Raw genomic sequence first — 19,675 nt, forward strand, 5'->3', positions numbered from 1 at the left:
TTTAACTCCTTAAAAAAATCTAATCATTACCATATAAAAAATAATTCCTGCAAATATACTCAAAACTGCATTTTTAAACCATAAAAAACATAAAGCAGAGCAAAGGATACCTAAAATTTCATAAATTCCATAAGATTCTTGCCAGTTTAGCCCACTTAGAGAATAAAATACTAAAAGAGTCATAATTAAAAGTGGCATAGTATTTTGCAAATACTTTAAGTAATGGCTTGAAGAGTGTTTTTTAAGGATTAAAAAGGGTAAAAATCTCGTAAGTGCTGTGCCTAGTGTTGCAGCAATAATGGCTAAAAGAACATATAGGGTTTCATTATTCATAGCTAATCCACCTTTTAGCCAAAAGCAAAAAGATAATCCCCAAAAGAATAGAAAGAATCAAAAAATACTTACTAGGAAAGAATAAAAGCCCAAAGACTCCTATCAAAATACCCGCATAGAAAGGTATTTTGCTTTTTTGCTGATAAAGGAGCGAGAGGGTTAAAACGCTAAAAAGTGCTGTTAGGGTGAATTCTATGCCTTGTGGTTTAAAATTAAGATTTTTTCCTATAAAAACGCCTAACATACAACCAACAATCCAATAAAAATGATTAAAAAGTGTAATAAAAAGATAAGATTTTTCTAGCTCTTTTTGGGTAAGTGTATGGCTTTCTTTGTTGGTTTTTAAGATTGCAAAAGTTTCATCGGTTAATCCAAATAAGATGTAATATTTACTTAAGCTAAAAGATTTTATGGTATCTAAAATAGAGAGTGAATAAAAAATATGGCGAATATTTAAGAAAAATGAAGCAATTGCAATCTGAAAAAACCCAGCTTTTAAAGCAATAAGAGAAACCAATAAAAGCTGCCCCGCTCCTGCATAAACAAATAAAGCCATTAAAAGTGCATAAAACCAAGATAGATTAAGGTCAGTGGCAAATAATATCCCAAAAGTAGCCCCTAAGGATAAATAACCTATACACACAGGAAGCGTTTGCAAAAAGCTTTTAAAGAACATTTAAATCCTTATAAGAATTTCAATACAAAGCCAAAATTATACCAAAATATGCTAAAATAAGCCTTTTATAAGTCTGTTTTGCAGGAATTAATAAAGTGAATAACAAACATAAATTAGGTATTTTACTTGCAGCAACGAGTGAGAGTATTTTCACAATAGGCACAATGATAGCAAACATTAAAGCTCTTATGGCAGTAGATATTTTTTATATTGTGAGTGATAATTTTTCAAAAAGAGATAAACAAGCTATCTTTAAACTTGCAAAAGAAAGTAAAGTAGAGTTTATTGTATTTACAAAAGATGATTTTGAAAATAAGATTAAAAATGCAGCTAAAAATCCCCTTTATTTTCAAAGGTTAAATCGTTTTCTAAAGCGTTGGACTTTTATGGCATTTGCACTTTTTGAGGGATTAAAATATTTAAAAGAATGTGAAAATATTATTTATTTAGATTTTGATATTTTGCTTTTAAGAAGTTTGGAGCATTTTAAAAAGTTTAAGAAAAAAGGCTATGTTTTAGCAGCACATAGAGGACGCACGACTATGCAACAAACAACAGGGTATCAAGTAGAATACCATAATTTATGCGTTTATCGCTCTGGAATCGTGCTTTTTAATGATGGGATAAAAGAGCCTTTAAAACTCTATGAAGAACTTTATATATGGTTTGCATCTAATCTTTTAAATTGCAATGATCAAGCGGGTTTAAGTTATTTGATTTTTAAAAATCATTTAAAGGTAAAGAATTTAGATTTTGGTTATACAGGAAGTGTGCATTATAGGGCAAATAAGAATCCACATATTATCCATGCATTTGGCCCTAATAATCGTTTTTGGAACAATGAGCTTGTTTTTAGGCTTTGGCCTATGTGGAAAGAATATTATTTGCAGTGGATACAAGCAAATGGAACTCCTTATAATAAGGGCTTTGTTGCAAAAACAAGTTATGGGTACGAGCGTTTTAGATACCATTTGAGCTATAAATTAGGCTATATTATTTTTAAAAACTATACAAGCCTAGCTGGAAGAATTAAAATACCTTTTTTGTTGGTTAAAGCCACAATAAGACACAAAAGAGAAATTGAAAATTATCATAAAATTATCCAAACAAATCCACATTTAAAGCTTCCTCCACTTGAAACTTATGAGGATTATAAATTTGCATTAAAAGAGCAACAAAGTGTGCCTTATAAATTAGGAGCAAGCCTTATTAGTGGTTGTAAGCAATGGCATATGGGAGGATTGTTTAAATTCTTTAAAGAAGCAAGAGAGTTAAAAGTAAAATATGAAAATAAGGAAAGAAAATGAATAATTTATTTCCCTTTATAGCAGTATCTATATTCTTAGTAGTGCATTTTTGGATTTATTTTTTGTTTTTTAAAAAAATGGTGAAACCAAAAATTCCTTTAAGAATCTTAAAGTATTTTTTAATCATCAATTATTTTGGAATTTTAGGATATTTTTTAGGACGCTATTATCTTAGTATGCCACCTGTTTTATACTTTTTTGTATCCTTATCCATAGGTGTAGCTTTTGTGCTTTTTGTGGTAAGTATTGTTTATCAGATTTTAAATCTAGCATTGATTTTTAGCCATAAAAGAAGACATTTTTTTAAGCAAGTGATTAATATTTTTAGCGGTATTTTTGCGAGTGGATATTTAGGTTGGGGGATTATTGAAGGAAAATTAAAACCAGAAATTACAAGAGTAACTCCTAAAATTAAGAATCTAAAAATGCCTTTTAGTGCAGTGCAAATTAGTGATTTGCATATTGGAGGCTTGATAGAGCAAAGTGTAGTAAGGGGGATTGTAGAGCAAAGCAATGCCTTAGGAGCAGATATTATTTTTTTAACAGGAGATATTATTGATATAAAGATTTCTAATGTTAGTGAAGCCCTAAAAGAGCTTGCAAAGTTAAAAGCTCCTCTTGGTGTGTATTATATCGTAGGAAACCATGAGTATTTTCATGGAATAGGGGAGTTATTAGAAGCTTTAAAAAGCTTAGGTATAAGAGTTTTGGAAAATGAAAATATTATTATTAGTAAAAATGGGGAAGAACTTTTTAATCTCATAGGCGTTTATGATCTTTTTGGTAGAAGAATTGGAGCATTAGAGCCCCATTTAAAAGAAGCTTTGACTTTAAGAAATGAGAAATTGCCTACTTTACTTTTAGCGCATCAACCAAAATTTATTAAAGAAATCACAGAAGAAGATAAAATTGATATGATGCTTTGTGGGCATACGCATGGTGGGCAAATTTTTCCTTTTAGATTCTTAGTAACTTTAGATCAGCCTTATTTGCAAGGTTTATACCAACATTCACAAACTACACAAATTTATGTAAATCGTGGAACGGGTTATTGGGGGCCTCCGATGAGAATCTTAGCAAGAGCTGAAATTACACATTTTGAATTTTTACCTAAGGATTTTTAAAATTGATAAAATTTTTAAAACAAACTAAGTATAATTATCAATAAATTTATTATATGGATGGGAATGAAAAAGAAGATATTACTCCTTGCTCTTGGAATGACAAGCCTTGTAAATGCTTTAGAATTTTATATTAATAGCGGTAGAGAAGAGGGCAATAATTTTGCAGTTTTAAACATAAAAGATGAAAAACCTTTTTTATGCAAAGAAATTTATAATCGTTATAGTGAGGTAGAGGAAGTTATTTGTGAGTTTGATGCAGGTTTGCTTTCACGCTTTGAAGAGAGTGAAACTCTTTTTTTTACGATTAAGCCACAAATTATAGATAAAAAACTCAATCTCCTTATTAAACCTAAAAAAAAGATTAAATTATTTAATCAAGAATTTGATTTAGCAAAAGATGGTTTCATACCCAAAGAGCGTAATAAAATGTCAAGAAAATGGCAAATTTTAGGCTATGGGGATACTTTGCCTTTTATAAATGAGAATAAATTACAAGAGGGGATTAATTTTCCGCTTAATTTTAGAGTTACTTCAAAGCCTAGTATTGGTATTTTGGATTATCGTTTGCGTCCTATGAATAATGATGTGGGGCTAGATAAAGATTATTTTTTACGCATTCAGTCTTTTGTCCAAAGGGGTGCTTATGATGAGGCGCTTTTAAGCATTGATGAAATGCTAGAGCTTTATCCTGAAACAATTTTTAAACGCGATGTGCTTTATTATAAGATTCATAGTTTAGATGGAAGAGAAAATGAAGAGGATTATGAAGATATTATTGAGCTTGCTAAAGCTTGGCTTGCTGCATATCCTACGGATATTCATGCTTCAGAGATTTTGCAAATTATGGCAAAAACCTATGCAAAGATGAATTTTTTTGAAGAAGCAAAATACTATTATAGTCGTTTATTTGAAGAATATAAAGATGATAAATTTTCACTTTTGGCAAAGCTAGATTATGCGGAAAATCTCTATAAAAGAGGTGAGCGAAATAGCGTCCCTACACTTTATAATGAAGTTTTAAATAAAACTAATGATTTAGATGTTGCAAGTAAGGCTGCATTGTTGTTGGCTGAATTTTACAGAAAAGAAAAAAACGCTAAAGAAGCACAAAGTAACCTTAATACTATCTTAGAGGCAAATCCTACATTTTTCTTACGCGATATACAAAAAACTTACAATTTGCTAAAGCAATGGGAGGAAAGTGGTATTTATGCAGTGCCTGCAAAAGTCGCAGAATTGGCCTTGTTAAATTCAAGTGATCAAGCACCCTTTTATAAGAATCTTTTAAAAGATGTAGGATTATGGTATGACAAAGCGGGAAATTTAAAAAAAGCACATGAATATTATGCGCGATTTTTAGAGGAATTTGGCAAAGAAGAGGAAGCAAAAGAAATTAAAACTTTAGATGATAAGTTGCTTTTAGCTTATGATGAGGGAAATGCTACTAAAAAATTAGAGCATTATGATTATGTAATAGAGCAATATAAAAATCAAGAAGAAGCAAAAATGGCTTTAGAGAAAAAAGCACAAACTTTATATGAGCTTAAAGAGTATGAAAAAGTTTTTGATTTAAGAGGGGAATTACCTAATGATAATGTAGCACTTATTAACTCAAGTGCTATGCTAATTAAAGAAGCACTTAGAAATAAAGAATGCAAAAAAGTAGCATATTTTGGAGAAACAATCTATAAAAACTCTCCTCTAACTCCAGAGGAAAATTTGGAATTTTTTGATTGTCTTATGGAAGTTTCACAATACAAAAATGCACAAAAATTAGCACTTTTGGAATCTAAAAATAAAGATCCTAAATTAAAAGCAAAATGGCTTTATAGGCTAGGCAGTGCTGAGTATGCATTGCAAGATTATCAAAAGGCTGCATTTGCTTCGCGTGATGCTCTTGCTTTTAGCGATGCAGATCCTTTAGCGGCTTTTATACTTTTTAATTCTTTATCGCATCTTAATAGAACAGAAGAGGCAATGGAGCTTTTAGAGCGTTTGGAAAAGGATTTAGGGAATCGCAAGGAAATTATAGAAGTATATTCTAGGGTGCTAGAAATAATGAATAAGAAAAAAGATGATATTGCTATTCAAATTTATGCTAATAAACTACTTAAAGCTCAAGCACAACATCAAAGATATGAATATTCCCCTTGGGCTGAATTTAGTTTGATTGAAAGCTATATTAAAGAAACTAAATTTAAAGAAGCCTTGCAAGTGGCAAATGAAGCACAAAAACATACAAATAGCCAAGGGGAAATGGCGCAAGTTTTATATTTAAAAGGGTATTTATCTCATAAAATTGGAGAAAGAGAAAATGCTTTAAAATCTTATCAAGAATGTGCTAAAATACAAGCACAAACTCCTTGGAAAAATCTATGCACAGATGCCTTAAATCTTATGGAAAATCAAGAATAAAAGGAAAAATTTTGGAAAATAAAGTAGATATTAAAAATTTTGAAGGAAATATAGAAAAACTAAAGGGTTTTTTGGAGAGTTTAGAGGATGAAAATATTACCTTGGAGAAAAGCTTAGAAATCTATAAAAAGAGTAAAATGCTTCTAAAAGAAAATCAAATGATGCTTGAAAATGCAAAATTAGAATGCATAGAGATTAAAAAACAATTAGAGGAGGAATAAATGAAAATAGGAGCCTTACAATTAGGAGAAAATAAGACTCAAAGTGAGCTTGCTGCTTATTTAAAAACAGCAAGTGAGCAAAAAGCAAAGGTTGTTGTGCTAGGAGAATATCTTTTGGGGGATTTTTTTAAAAAAATTGAAAGCAAAAATAAAAAGATTTTTTTAGAAGAAGCAAAAACACAATATTCTATGCTTTTAGAGCTTTCTTGTAAGTTTTCTATTATGCTTGTAGCTCCTGTTATAGAAGTTGTAGGGACTAAATTTTATAAAAGTATAGCAATTATTAATAAAGGCAAAACTCTATTTTACCGCTCACAACGCTTAATGCCCTATGAGCATTGGAATGAAGCAAATTTCTTTAACAACACACTTTCAAAAACGATTAAAATGCCTCCTGTTTTTAAGATAGGTAGTTTTAAATTTAGCGTTCTTTTTGGGTATGAATTGCATTTTGATGAATTTTGGTTGAAATTTAAGCAAAATCAAGTGGATTGTGTGTTGCTACCTAGTGCTTCTACTTTTGATTCTTCTTTGCGTTGGAGAAGCATTATTAAAATGAGGGCATTTTTAAATAGTTGTTATATCCTAAGGGCTAATCGCATAGGACAATATGAAGATAAAGAAAATAAAACAACTTGGAATTTCTATGGGGATTCTTTGTTTGTGAATCCTGTGGGAGAAGTTATAGATTGCTTGGGTGATAGAGAAGAATTGCTAATAGTAGAGCTTGATAAAAAACAACTTGATTTGTTTAAGGAATGTTGGCAATTTAGATAAAATTTATTTAGTTTAAATTAATCTATTTTGAGTATAATTAGCGGTTTTATTGAATTTTATTAAAACCGCAAAAAACCTCTTGGAGTTATTTAATGTCTGCAAAAAATATAAATCAACAACTTGAAGAATTGTTTTTAGAATCCCAAAGCTATGTTTCTTATGAGAAGATTGCACAAATCTTAGTAAAACTCCCCACAGCAGCACAAGCCAAAAAAGTAAGTGAGCTTGCTAAAAAATACAACAAACAATTAATGTCAGCTTCTCAAGTAGCAAAACTCTTAAATCAAGCAGATGCCAAAAAAATCAAGGAAGAAAAAAAGCGTCTTTTAGATGAAGAGCTAGAAGATGAATTTGACTTTATGAAAGAGCGTGAATTGCTAGAGTGGAGCAGAAGTGATAGTCCTGTAAGAATGTATTTGCGTGAGATGGGGCAGATTCCGCTTTTAACACGCGAAGATGAAGTGGAGCTTAGCAAAAATATTGAACTTGGGGAAAACATCATTTTAGATGCAATTTGTTCTGTGCCTTATTTGATTGATTTTATTTTGGATTATAAGGAAGCATTAATTAATCGTGAGAGGCGTGTAAAAGAGCTTTTTAAGAGTTTTGATGATGAAGAAGAGGGAGAAGAGGAGAGCGAAGAAGAGCTAGAAGATGAAGAGGGGGATGAAGAGGGTAAAAAAACAATTAGTAAAAAAGATCAAAAGCGTGTAGATAAGGTTCTAGTAAGCTTTAAGGCCTTAGAAAAAGCTAAAAAAGATTGGCTAAAAACTTGGGAACAAGAAAAAGGCGAAGAAAGCGAAGATATGCTTTATCTTCTAACTTTAGCGCATAAAAAGCAGTTTTTAAAAGAAAAGCTTTTAGATTTAGGTCCTACAAGTAAGCTCATTAACGAGCTTGTAAAAGCCATGGAAAACACTATTAAAAGCGATGAAGGGTTTGATAAAGAGCTTAAACGCTTAGAATATCGCTTGCCTTTATTTAATGATATTTTGCTAGAAAATCACAAAAAGATTTTAGAAAATATCACAGAGATGAGTAAAGCAGACATCACAGCAGCTGTGCCTGAAGCGACTATGGTTTCCACTTATATGGAGATTAAAAAGCTCTTTCAAACAAAAATAGCGAGTGAAGAGAGTTTTGATTTAGAACCAGAAAAACTAAAGCAGATTTTAGAACAAATAAAGCGTGGTAAAGATATAGCAGACAAAGCAAAAACAAAAATGGCAAAATCAAATTTAAGGCTTGTAGTAAGCATTGCTAAGCGTTATACAAATCGTGGATTGCCATTTTTAGATTTGATTCAAGAGGGAAATATCGGACTTATGAAAGCTGTGGATAAGTTTGAATATAAAAAGGGTTATAAATTTTCAACCTATGCTACTTGGTGGATTAGACAAGCTATTTCAAGAGCGATTGCTGATCAAGCAAGGACGATTAGAATCCCTATTCATATGATTGAAACGATTAATCGCATTAATAAAATTATGCGTAAATTTTTACAAGAAGAGGGCAAAGAACCTGATATTGAAAAAATTGCCGAGGAAGTGGGATTACCTGTGGATAAGGTAAAAAATGTGATTAAGATTACAAAAGAACCTATTAGTCTTGAAGCACCTATTGGAAGTGGTGAAGATGGGAAATTTGGGGATTTTGTAGAAGATAAAGCTTCTGTGGGTCCTATGGAGCATATCTTAAAAGAAGATTTAAAAAGCCAGATTGATGATGTGCTAGATCAGCTAAATGAAAGGGAAAAGGCAGTTATTAGAATGCGTTTTGGACTTTTAGAGGATGAATCAGATAGAACACTAGAAGAAATCGGCAAAGAACTTAATGTAACAAGAGAGCGTGTAAGACAGATAGAATCAAGTGCCATAAAGAAACTAAAACACCCAAAAGTAGGCAGAAAGCTTAAGAATTATATTGAGGATTAGGAATGCAAGAAAATTTTAAAGATGTAAAGCAGAAAGTTTATCTTTGTTCTTTTGCAGATACTAGATTGGGTATTTCTGTGCATAGATTTAAATAGTTAGAAAAATACGAAGATTATAAAGGAGATATAAAGATATAAAATGACTTAACCTACAAACTAGGAGAAGCACTCATAAAAGCAAATAATGAGCGGGGGGGGGGAGCAAAAATACTTTCCTTTATCCGCTTCTTAAAAGAAGTGCGTAGGTTGAAGAGGGAATATGGAAGTAAGAGGCTTTAAAATGATAAAGCCTTTAAATAATTCACTAAATTCTTATAGTTACATAGCATTATCCACAAACAAAACATAAAATCATTATAGAATCTTTTTATAAGTTAAGGCAGTTTAAAGATTTGCTTTGTGGGATAGCTATTTGTTGCTACGAGATTGCTGTCAAACCTCGTGGCAGTTTCTTTTACGGATTTGCACTTCGCTACGCTCGTGGATAACGCTTTGCTTGTATGCTTCGTCGCTTCGCTCCTCGCAATGACAGAGGGGGAGGGATTGTAATGACTCAAAGGAGAAACCTTGTTAAAACACAAGGTAACCTAAAGTGTTACTGCGAGTAAATGTGAAGTATTTGCGTGGCAGTCTAAGGGGTTGTCTTGAAGGGTTTTCATAAATTATCATACTTTATGCTTATAATTTTTGGCTTATTACTGCGAGGAGTAGAAACAATGATAAAGTGATTTAAAAAGCAACCTTGAAGTATTTATAGATTGTTATAAAGCTGTAATAAGCGATGTATATTTAAGAATTTATATTAACGATTATTATAGAGAATGGAGCCATAAAGCATTTAAAATAAAATTAAAGAAAATATAATTAAATCTTTTATGGGCATAGTATCTTTTAGAACGTAAGACTTATATATTATTAATAAAAAAATTCACATAATGCATAATAAAAATATAACATTATTTGTAAGATATAAAGTTGCCAAAAAAAAAGAATAAATCTTGTAAAAACCCTATACTTTTAAACTTTTATGATAAAATTCTACTAGATTATTACAAGGAAGTAAATGAAAGTTGTTATCACAGGAGGGGGGACAGGAGGGCATTTAAGCGTTGCGAAAGCTTTTTTGGAAGAGTTGCAAAAAAGAGAAATTGAATGTATTTTCATAGGTTCTAGTGGCGGTCAAGATTTAACTTATTTTGAAAATGAAATAAGATTTTCTAAAAAATTCTTTTTACAAACAAGCGGGGTAGTCAATAAAAAAGGTTTAGGGAAGGTAAAATCTCTTTTTTATCAAGCTTTAGCTTTAAAAGAAGCAATTAGGATTTTAAAAAAAGAAAATATAGGGTGTGTGATTTCTGTTGGAGGGTATTCAGCAGCTCCTGCTTCTTTTGCTTCTGTTTTGTTAAAAATTCCTCTTTTTATCCATGAGCAAAATGCAAGAATAGGGCGTTTAAATGGAATTTTAAAAAGAAAGGCTACTTTGTTTTTTTCTTCTTATTTAGAGCCTTTTTGGGCTTATCCCACACAAGAAGATTTTTTTACCACACAAAGAGTGCGTAAAGAGATTAAAAATATTCTTTTTATGGGCGGATCGCAAGGAGCTAGGGCTATTAATCAATTTGCACTAAGTATGGCAGAAGATATTAATAAAAAAGGGATTAAAATCTTTCATCAATGCGGAAAAAGAGAATTTGAAAACATATTAGAAGAATACAAAAAACTTAATTTAAAAATAAAAATTTTAAAAAAAGAGCAAGATTTGCAAGAGGATTTTGAAATTTTGTTGTTTGATTTTTGTTTTTTTATGCCAAAAATTATGCAAACCTGTGATTTTGCTATCTCAAGAGCAGGGGCAAGTTCGCTTTGGGAGCTGTGTGCTAATGGACTTCCTGCTTTATTTGTTCCCTATCCTTATGCGGCACAAAATCATCAATACTTTAATGCAAAATTTATCCAGGATAAAGAGCTTGGATTTTTATGTGAAGAAAAAGATTTGTTTTGTGATGTTTTATGGGATATTTTAGAGCTTTTAGATAGTGAAAAGTTAGAAAATATTAGCACTTCATTAATGAAGCAGAGTGATAAAAATGCTAGTGCAAAGATGGTGGATGCAATTTTAAGAATTACGAGTAATTAAACTTTTTGGCAAAGCAAAAAGAGTGATAAACTCCTCCTCTTTTTTTCTTTGTTCACCACAATCTTTTTCATGATCATAACCTACAAGATGTAAAAAACCATGAATAAAAAGCAAATAAATTTCTTCTTCTATGCTATGATTAAGGCTATTAGAAACTTCTTTGGCAAAATCTATGCTAATTAAAATACTCCCATAAAGCATACAAAATTCAGAATCTAGTGGAAAAGAAAGCACATCTGTTGGTTTATCAATATTGCGATAAGTTTTATTAATCTCTTGCATTGCTTCATTATTTAGGATAATTAGCTCGCATTGTTTTAGAGAAATATTTAAATTCTTTGTCATTTTTTGTAAAAAATTTTCTAGATTCTCTTTAAACTCTAAAGAAAATTCATAATCGCTTTGATTTTCAAATAAAATGTTATTTGGCATTGATTTCTAATCCCACAGGGCAATGATCGCTTCCTAAAATTTCAGGATAAATTTTGGCATCTATTAGCTTTTTGCTTAAAATTTCAGAGCATAAAAAATAATCAATCCGCCACCCAGTGTTATTTGCTCTAGCTTTTCCCATATAGCTCCACCAGCTATAAGCTCCTTCAAGCGTAGGATAAAAGTATCTAAAAGTATCTACAAATCCACTTTCAAGCAAAATACTCATTTTTTCGCGTTCTTCATCTGTGAATCCTGCATTGCGTCTATTTGTTTTTGGATTTTTTAAATCAATTTCTTTATGTGCTACATTTAGATCTCCACACACAATCACGGGTTTTGTTTTTTCTAAATTTTTTAGATAATTTTTAAAATCATCTTCCCATTCCATTCTATATTCTAGTCTTTCTAGCTCTCTTTTAGAGTTTGGGGTATAGACATTTACTAAATAAAATTCATTAAATTCAGCACAAATGATTCTGCCTTCTTTGTCGTGGTGCTCTATTCCCATATCATAGGTTATGCTTAAAGGGTTTGTTTTGCTAAAAATCACTACCCCTGAATAACCCTTTTTTTCTGCAGAATTCCAAAATTCATAATAACCCTCAAAGCAAAAATCGGCTTGATCTTTTTGCATTTTGGATTCTTGGATACAAAAAATATCCGCATCTATTTTTTTAAAAAAGTCCATAAAGCCCTTATTCATACAAGCTCTAAGACCATTTACATTCCATGAGATTAATTTCAAATTTACTCCTTAAATTATCTTGGTTGTTTAACAACGCCATTATAAAAAGGCTCACATTTAGCATTTTGTGTGCCTAAAATCGGATCTGTAACCTTTTGCGTTCCTTTTTTAATCTTACCAAACAAAGAAGTGGCAAGATTGATCGCTGTTTGAACTGTCGCTTTAGAAAACTCTATTTTAGGATTGCTTAGAGTTCCTTTGATTTTTTGTGAGATTTTAGCACAATTTTTATCATCTAAAATAGCAATTATAAAATTATCAAAAGTTTCATTTTTTAAATGGATAGCACCTTTTGCCGCAATTCTTGTTTTATTAGTAGCAAAAGCTACATCTTTAGCATTTGCCACGCCATTATTTATATCAAAATTTGCTTCAATTTGCTTAATAAGGCTTTTTGAGCTTACAACAGCATTAAATCCTAGCATACCCACATCACTTCCTTTAGTGGCTGCAATACCAAAAGGACCTGCTAAAACAAACGCACCTATATCTAAAAGATTTACTTGATTTGTGTTTTCATAGTTGCTTACAAGTCCATCAATATCAATGCTATAAATTTCAAAATTGCTTCCACTAAGTCTTGCATTACCTGTGAGATTACTAAGTATGGTTTGTGTGTCTTTGCCTTTAATATCTAAAGAAGCATTTGCATTGATAAGTCCATTTTTTATAAGCTTTTCCATACCGCTAAACTTAGCAATCTTTTGCATACTGATATTTTTGGCTTCTAAGTTAAAATGTTCATTTTTTAATTCTGCTTCTAAATTATCTCCAAAATCTTTATTTTGGATTTTAAAAGAAGGGATACCAGAATTTAGTGCAAAAGAACCATCAAGACTTAAAGCACCTTTTAGATTCATAGAAGTAGGGTTGATAGAGGCAACTTCAAAAATATTAATCGCAAAATCACTGCTATAATTTTGCTTAGATAAATCTAAATTAATATTGGGTAGATTTATTTTAAAATCTTTACTATTTAATGTAATTTTTGCTTCACCTAAACCTTTTTTGAATGAACCATTGCCTTCTAGGGCTGTTTGCAAATCTTGTTTAAAATTCATTCCGCTAAGCTCATTTAAAGTGGCTTTGCTAAGTAAAATGCTAGGTGAATTAATTTTAAATTCTCCACTTATTCCTTTATCAAAGTCTTTTAGATTTGCCTCTGCTTCTAGTTCTCCATTTGCGCTAAAGCCAAAAAGTCCGGCTAATTTTTGCAAATTTAGCTTTTTAATATCTATTGCAATATTTTTTGGAGCATAATCATATAAAGCTGTGTTTGCATTAATTTGTGAATCAAAAAGATCGCTATTTGCTTTTATATTGATTTTCTTAGAATCTCCACTAAAGCTTGCATTTAAGCTATTGTTTTGTGCTAAATTCATTCCATTAAATGCTAAAGTTTGAATTTTGCTATTTAAATTTCCATTCACTTTATAGCTTAAATCTTGAAGATTAATATCTTCTACTTTAGCATTGAGATTGATTTCTCCTTGTGCTTCATAGCCCAGTGCTAAAAATTCTAAAATCTCTTTTAAATTTAGCTGTTTTGCTTCTAAAATGAGTGATTTTGGAGTATAGCTAGGAGCTTCTATTAAAGCACCAATAGGTTGTGTGATTGCATTAAGCTTTAAGGCTATCTTTTGGTCTTTTAGAGAGCTTGATTTTAGGCTAAGCGCTAGATTAATAGGAGTTTTTGGAGCAAAATTATTTATATTAAATTTTTGAAGAGTTGCAAAGACTTTACCATTAGAACTAAAGTCTTCTAATAAAAAGGATAAGTCTTTAGAATTAATATCAAGATAGCTTGAATGCGCCAAAATAGTGCTTATGATTTTACCTTCTTTGGCTTCTCCATTTAAAGAGAATGCAATAGAATCTTTTGGCAATATTAAATTAAAATCTTTTTTTAATAAAGCAAGATTAGGGGAAATAGCAACTGAGGCAATTTGAAACTTTCCTTTGGGCTTAGCAATATCTGTTATATCCATATTTGCAGCTACTTTTAATTTTCCATTTGCATAGAGAGGTTGGCTTAAAAATTTTAATAAAGAGGCAATTTGAATATCCTCTTTTGTGTTGATAAATAAGCGTTTAGGCGCATAATCTTCTAAGCTAATATTTGCATTAATCTCACTATCAAATGCCTTAATATCCAGTTTTGTATCTATAATATTACCTTTTTTGCTTATATCTCCATTTAGCGCTAAAGAGCCATTAAGCTTGATGCCCAAAAGTGGTTCATAAGGAGCAAGATTTTTAATAAAAGCATTGAGTGTAGCATCTGTATTTAGCGTAAAAAGAGAATATTTACCTTGTAAAGCAATTTGTGATTTTTGTTTATCTGTAATTGCAAATTCATAAGTGCTAAATTTTAATTTAAAATGTGTAAATTCTAAGCCAATGGGAGCTTTTTCATTAGCAATTTGCGTGATTTTGTTTTTTAAAAACTCATTTCCGCTATTTGAAAAAAGCCAAGCTAAAATCAAACCAACAATGATTATAAGACTAACAACAAAGATGAGTAAAATCTTTAAAAGCTTTTTCATTCTCCTACTCCTTTTAATTTTCTTCATTTTACAATACGCTTTATAAAAAACAAATTTGTTTTTAGGTAATATTATAATCATTTCTAAAAAATTTTAGGAATGATAGAGCTTTTGCTCACAAAAACAGAAAGGAGTCTGTTATGGTTTCAGGAATCGATACCTCAAGTGTAGCGTTAAGTGGAAACTTAAGTGTTTTAAAGAAAGCTATGGATACTAATGAGCAGCTTATGAGTTCTTTAATCTCCAACATGCAAGGTGCAAGTAGTAATCTACAAAGCCCACAGCAAGCTTCTAGCGCTCCTAGTGTTCCAGCACCTAGCAATGGAAGGCTAGATATAATGGCTTAAAGGCTTTTATGGCCTTTAGCTATGAATCAAATTGCTTTAAATAGTTTGGATAAGCACAAGCTTTGCAATAATCTTCAATGCGTTTTTCTTGCCTAAAGCCTTCTATAAGTTTTAAAAATCTTTGTGTTTGTAAAATTTCTTTTAAATTTTGATGTTTTAAATCTCCTAGTGTAATGTTTCCTTGTGTATCAAAACAGCAAGGCACAACTCTCCCATCGCTTAAAATACCTAGCTGTTTTAATCCTCCATAGCAAAACCCTTCATTAAGTTTAGTTTGGCTAGGACTCCAAGTAAAAAATGGCTTTTGGATAAGATGAAGCTTGTAATCTAGTCTTGTATTGTCAGCATTTATAACATCTATTTTAAAAAATTCTTTAAGTTTAGAATAGATAATTTCATTTTTTTGTGGAGGGTGCATAGAAGCGTTAAGATTCCAAAGTCTAAGATTGATAAAAAATTCTTTTTTAAAATCTTTGTGAAGTTTTAAAAATATAAAAAGATTATCAAAGTAAGATTCTAAATCCATAGGTATTTTTTGATAAAGCATACTCATAAGTGAAAAATTAATTTGATGAATACTAGAATGATTTAAAAGTAAATCTTTATGCAAATGCAAAAAATAACCACTTGTGGTAATATCTACTTTTAAATGATTGTCCTTTGCAATATCTAAATAATCTTTTAAATTTTCAACACTTAAAGGATCGCCTAAAATATGCAATGCTATTAAATTTGCAAACCCCTTAACTTCTTTTGTGATTTTAGAAAATAAGGGGAGGGGCATTGTGTGGGTGGATTTCAAAGGGGTGCAAAATGTGCAATCTAGCCCACAAAAATTTGTAATTTCAATAAAAACTTTTTTAAATCTCATTTATTCATTACGCAAAACTTCTAAAGGATTGATTTTAGTAGCCTTATATGCTGGATAATAAGAAGAAGCAAAAACGATTAAAAAAGAACCTAGCAAAATTGACAACAAATCAATTAAAGAAAGCTCTAAAGGCAATTTATCGCTTCCATATACATCAGCAGGAAGTGAAATAATAGGAAAGTTAGCCAAAAGTGCTAAAATAATCGCTGCTAAAATACTGCCACAAACAATCCCACTAATACCTATAAAATTCCCTAAATAAAGAAAAGTCTTTTGAATCTCTTTTGTGCTTGCACCCATGGTTAAAAGCAAGGCAATTTCTTTGCGTCTATTCATAACACTCATTAAAAGTGAGCTGATAATATTTAAAGAAGCTACTAAAATAATAAGCATAAGAACAATAAATAAAGCCCTTTTTTCTAAAGCAAGTGCAGAAAAGAAGTTGCCATTTTGTTCCCACCAACCTATGATTCTATAAGTTTCCTCAAAATGCTCTTTTAAAGAAAGAATATCTTTTTGGGGATTTGGCGTATGGATGTGTATGCCATCATACATGCCACTAGGCAGGTTTTTAATCGCACTTAAAGCTTCAAGAGTGGTATAAATATATCCTTTATCATAGTTAATAAGCCCTGAATTAAAAAATCCTTCTACTTTAAATCTTTTAAGAATAGGGGATACTCCAAGAGCATTAGGAGAAAGTTCTGTAAAAATAAGCATTAAAGGTGAGTTATAATCTAAAAAATAAGATTCTTGTAAGCCCTTTCCCACAATCACTTTAAAATGTGTATCGCTTAAAGTTGCACTCTCCATAGCTTCTTTAAAAATAGGATTCACTTTAGCTTCCCTATCAAAATCCACTCCAAAAACTAAAGCACCTTCTAATGCTCTTCCGCTTTTTGAAATGGCTTGGGTTTGTATAAAAGGGCTATAAGAAAAATTTGGAAATTTATTTTCTAAGGCTTGCAATGTGCTTTGATTAACTCCTCCATAAATGCGTGGAACAAGTGTAATAGGATAATTCATAGCGGATAATTTTCGCTCAAACTCCTTATCAAACCCATTCATAATAGCCATAGCTACAATTAAAACCATAACTCCTATGCAAACTCCTAAAAATGCCAAAATAGCAGTGATAGAAATAAAGGGCTGAGATTTATTAAAACGTAAATAGCGTTTCATTAAAAAGGGTATTATTTTGCCTTTCATTTTGTCTTACCTTGTCATTTTGCAAGAATACCTTTTTTAGGGCCGCTTTTTCCACAGCAATCTTTGTATTTTTTACCGCTTCCACAAGGGCAAGGTGCATTTCTTGCGGGTTTTTTAGATATGAGAGAATTACTGCTATTGCTTTGTTCTAGCTTTTCTCTAGTGTTTCTAGTTTCTTCTTCAAGTTCTGCTTCATTTTCTCTTAATTGTAATTTATAAAGCATTTTAATAGCGGTGTATTTGATTTGACTTGCTAATTCTAAAAACAAATTATAACTTTCTTTTTTGTATTCTACTAAGGGATCTTTTTGGTTATAGCCCCTAAGTCCTATACCTGTTTTTAGATTATCCATCACATATAAATGCTCTCTCCATAAATTATCTAAAGTTTGCAAATATACAAGGCGTTCAATTTCACTTTTCATTTTTGAATCAATTTTAGACATTTTAAGCTCGTAAGCCTTTTTAAATTCTTCTTCTAAAAAGCCCTCAAAATTTCCATTTTCTTCATAGGATTTTTTTAGCTCTTGTGTTAAAAGCTCTACATTAAAATCCTCTTTAGCAAAGGCACATAAAGAATTTAAATCATCTTCTGGAGAGAATACATTGCTTTTTTGCAAAAGCATTGTGATACATTCTTGTCTATTTTCATTGATTCTATGGCTAAGATCTGTATTGCTATCTAGCAGTTCATCTCTTAAGCGATAAATTGCTTTTCTTTGCTCATTTGCCACATCATCATATTCTAGCAAATGCTTTCTTGCTTCAAAATGCATACTTTCTACTTTTTTTTGGGCATTTTCTACCGATCTTGTAACAAGTTTTGATTCTATATGTTCACCCTCATCAAGCCCAAGTTTATCCATAATATTTTTAATCTTATCGCTTCCAAAAATTCTTAAAAGTGGATCTTCTAAGCTTAGATAAAATTGACTAACCCCCGGATCTCCTTGTCTTCCACTTCTACCTCTTAATTGATTGTCAATTCTTCTTGATTCGTGGCGTTCTGTCCCTATAATGTAAAGTCCGCCAAGCTCTCTAATTTCATCATTGATTTTGATATCTACCCCACGCCCTGCCATATTTGTAGCGATGGTTACAGCGCCCTTTTTACCTGCATCTTTAATAATTTCAGCTTCTTGTGCATGTTGCTTTGCATTTAGCACAGAATGGGGAATCCTAAAGCTTTTTAAAAGCTCATGAATCTTTTCACTCTTTTCAATAGAGGCAGTTCCTACTAAAACGGGTTGTCCCTTTTTGTAAAGCTCGTTAATCTTATCCACTAAGGCTTTAAATTTTTCTTTTTCAGTTTTGTATATTAAATCATTTAAATCTTTTCTTGCAATAGGAAGATTTGTAGGGATAGATACAACTTCTAGGTTATAAATTTGCAAAAACTCACTTGCTTCTGTTTGTGCTGTTCCTGTCATCCCTGCTAATTTTTCATAAAGGCGGAAATAATTTTGATAAGTTATATCGGCTAAAGTTTGGGATTCTTCTTTGATTTTTACTCCCTCTTTTGCTTCTAGTGCTTGGTGTAAGCCCTCGCTAAAGCGTCGCCCCTCACTTAATCTTCCTGTAAATTCATCAACAATTACCACTTCACCATCTCTTAGAACATAATCTTTATCAATAAAGAAAAGATAGTTTGCTTTAAGTGCTTGGTCTAAATGGTGTGCTAAAACAGCATTTTCCACACTATAAAGATTGTCAATTTTAAAAAGCTCTTCAGCTTTAGCAATTCCTGCTTCATTAATTAAGATATTGCGATTTTTTTCATCAATGCTAAAATGCTCTTCTTTTTTAAGTTTTAGTGCTACTTCATTGGCAATTTTATAATTATCTAGCGTTTTATTTGCAGGGCCTGAAATAATTAGTGGAGTTCTAGCCTCATCAATTAAAATAGAATCCACTTCATCTACAATAGCAAAATAATGGTGTTTTTGCACTTTTTGGCTTAAATCATATTTCATATTATCGCGTAAATAATCAAAGCCAAATTCATTATTGGTTCCATAGACAATATCTTTAGAGTATTGTTCTATTCTGTCTTCATCATCATAATTATCCCCCGTGATAATTCCCACAGAATAGCCCAAAAATTCATATAAAGGACGCATAGCTTCCGCATCGCGTCTAGCTAGATAATCATTTACTGTTACAATATGCACGCTTTTTTTGCTCATGGCATTTAAGCACACTGGAAGCGTAGCTACAAGCGTTTTCCCTTCACCTGTTTTCATTTCGGCAATTTTGCCTTCATGTAAAACCATACCACCGATTAATTGCACATCAAAATGTCGCATATTTAAAACACGCCTACTAGCTTCTCTAGTAATGGCAAAAGAAGAAAAAAGGACTTTACTTAGTTCTTCGCTAACATTTTTAGCATTTGCCACTTGAGTTTTAAGTTGTAAAAAAGCCTCTTTTAATTCATCATCACTTAATTTCTTGTAAGTGTCTTCTAGAGCATTAATTTTTTTAATTTCTTTTTTATAATGGGCAACAAGGCGATCATTTTTGTTACTAAAAATTTTCTTTGCAAGTGAAGCTATCATTGAATTGTAACCTTAAAATTTAAATTTTAACTAGCCATTTT

General features: G+C 31.1%; 16 protein-coding genes. 8 read left to right on the forward strand and 8 right to left on the reverse strand.

Features of this window, described 5'->3' with window-relative positions; all coding sequences use genetic code 11:
* Nucleotides 1-9: 9 nt before the first annotated feature.
* Nucleotides 10-333 carry a branched-chain amino acid transporter permease gene (locus EBF09_RS00450; RefSeq protein WP_121763184.1) on the reverse strand — a complete coding sequence of 108 codons (324 nt, stop codon included), beginning with the start codon at nucleotides 331-333 and terminating at the stop codon, nucleotides 10-12.
* A complete protein-coding gene (locus EBF09_RS00455) occupies nucleotides 326-1,009 on the reverse strand; it encodes an AzlC family ABC transporter permease (protein WP_121763185.1) in 684 nt (227 codons plus the stop codon). The genes EBF09_RS00450 and EBF09_RS00455 overlap by 8 nt, the downstream gene beginning before the upstream one ends.
* Before the next feature lie 95 nt (nucleotides 1,010-1,104).
* Between EBF09_RS00455 and EBF09_RS00460 the strand changes: the two genes are divergently transcribed.
* From EBF09_RS00460 to EBF09_RS00490, 7 genes are all read left to right on the forward strand, one after another.
* The gene (locus EBF09_RS00460; protein ID WP_121763186.1) at nucleotides 1,105-2,316 is read left to right on the forward strand and encodes a glycosyltransferase; all 1,212 of its coding nucleotides are present in this window, start codon (nucleotides 1,105-1,107) and stop codon (nucleotides 2,314-2,316) included.
* Nucleotides 2,313-3,440 carry a metallophosphoesterase gene (locus tag EBF09_RS00465; RefSeq protein ID WP_121763187.1) on the forward strand — a complete coding sequence of 376 codons (1,128 nt, stop codon included), beginning with the start codon at nucleotides 2,313-2,315 and terminating at the stop codon, nucleotides 3,438-3,440. The genes EBF09_RS00460 and EBF09_RS00465 overlap by 4 nt, the downstream gene beginning before the upstream one ends.
* A 63-nt stretch (nucleotides 3,441-3,503) precedes the next feature.
* Nucleotides 3,504-5,855: a tetratricopeptide repeat protein gene (locus tag EBF09_RS00470; RefSeq protein ID WP_232817593.1), complete on the forward strand. Its 2,352-nt coding sequence runs from the start codon at nucleotides 3,504-3,506 to the stop codon at nucleotides 5,853-5,855.
* 11 nt (nucleotides 5,856-5,866) lie between these two features.
* On the forward strand, nucleotides 5,867-6,076 hold the full coding sequence (locus tag EBF09_RS00475; RefSeq protein WP_121763188.1) for an exodeoxyribonuclease VII small subunit: 210 nt from the start codon (nucleotides 5,867-5,869) through the stop codon (nucleotides 6,074-6,076).
* Entirely contained in the window at nucleotides 6,077-6,853 is a 777-nt protein-coding gene (locus EBF09_RS00480; RefSeq protein ID WP_121763189.1) for a carbon-nitrogen hydrolase family protein, read from the forward strand.
* Between the two features lie 92 nt (nucleotides 6,854-6,945).
* Nucleotides 6,946-8,787: an RNA polymerase sigma factor RpoD gene (gene rpoD, locus EBF09_RS00485; RefSeq protein WP_121763190.1), complete on the forward strand. Its 1,842-nt coding sequence runs from the start codon at nucleotides 6,946-6,948 to the stop codon at nucleotides 8,785-8,787.
* 1,062 nt (nucleotides 8,788-9,849) lie between these two features.
* Complete coding sequence (locus EBF09_RS00490) at nucleotides 9,850-10,923, forward strand: UDP-N-acetylglucosamine--N-acetylmuramyl-(pentapeptide) pyrophosphoryl-undecaprenol N-acetylglucosamine transferase (protein WP_121763191.1); 1,074 nt, start codon at nucleotides 9,850-9,852, stop codon at nucleotides 10,921-10,923.
* Here the strand turns inward: EBF09_RS00490 and ybeY are convergent.
* Genes ybeY through EBF09_RS00505 form a run of 3 tightly spaced genes read right to left on the reverse strand, consistent with a single transcriptional unit; the run spans nucleotide 10,903 to nucleotide 14,649 of the window.
* Nucleotides 10,903-11,355 (reverse strand): rRNA maturation RNase YbeY, encoded by a 453-nt coding sequence (gene ybeY, locus EBF09_RS00495; protein WP_121763192.1) that lies wholly within the window; start codon nucleotides 11,353-11,355, stop codon nucleotides 10,903-10,905. The two genes, EBF09_RS00490 and ybeY, sit on opposite strands and share 21 nt — an antisense overlap.
* Nucleotides 11,345-12,103: an exodeoxyribonuclease III gene (locus tag EBF09_RS00500; RefSeq protein ID WP_121763193.1), complete on the reverse strand. Its 759-nt coding sequence runs from the start codon at nucleotides 12,101-12,103 to the stop codon at nucleotides 11,345-11,347. Before EBF09_RS00500 ends, ybeY begins: the two co-directional genes overlap by 11 nt.
* Before the next feature lie 14 nt (nucleotides 12,104-12,117).
* Nucleotides 12,118-14,649 carry an AsmA-like C-terminal region-containing protein gene (locus tag EBF09_RS00505; RefSeq protein WP_121763194.1) on the reverse strand — a complete coding sequence of 844 codons (2,532 nt, stop codon included), beginning with the start codon at nucleotides 14,647-14,649 and terminating at the stop codon, nucleotides 12,118-12,120.
* Between the two features lie 140 nt (nucleotides 14,650-14,789).
* Between EBF09_RS00505 and EBF09_RS00510 the strand changes: the two genes are divergently transcribed.
* Nucleotides 14,790-14,996: a hypothetical protein gene (locus EBF09_RS00510; RefSeq protein WP_121763195.1), complete on the forward strand. Its 207-nt coding sequence runs from the start codon at nucleotides 14,790-14,792 to the stop codon at nucleotides 14,994-14,996.
* A gap of 19 nt (nucleotides 14,997-15,015) precedes the next feature.
* Here the strand turns inward: EBF09_RS00510 and EBF09_RS00515 are convergent, their stop codons facing one another.
* The 3 genes from EBF09_RS00515 to secA are packed head-to-tail and all read right to left on the reverse strand — an operon-like array spanning nucleotide 15,016 to nucleotide 19,634.
* On the reverse strand, nucleotides 15,016-15,867 hold the full coding sequence (locus EBF09_RS00515) for a radical SAM/SPASM domain-containing protein (protein WP_121763196.1): 852 nt from the start codon (nucleotides 15,865-15,867) through the stop codon (nucleotides 15,016-15,018).
* Nucleotides 15,868-17,076 (reverse strand): ABC transporter permease, encoded by a 1,209-nt coding sequence (locus EBF09_RS00520; RefSeq protein WP_232817594.1) that lies wholly within the window; start codon nucleotides 17,074-17,076, stop codon nucleotides 15,868-15,870.
* 14 nt (nucleotides 17,077-17,090) lie between these two features.
* Entirely contained in the window at nucleotides 17,091-19,634 is a 2,544-nt protein-coding gene (gene secA, locus EBF09_RS00525; protein WP_198672505.1) for a preprotein translocase subunit SecA, read from the reverse strand.
* Nucleotides 19,635-19,675 lie beyond the last annotated feature (41 nt).

Source organism: Helicobacter burdigaliensis (genome assembly GCF_003670295.1).
Classification (GTDB): Bacteria; Campylobacterota; Campylobacteria; order Campylobacterales; family Helicobacteraceae; genus Helicobacter_D; species Helicobacter_D burdigaliensis.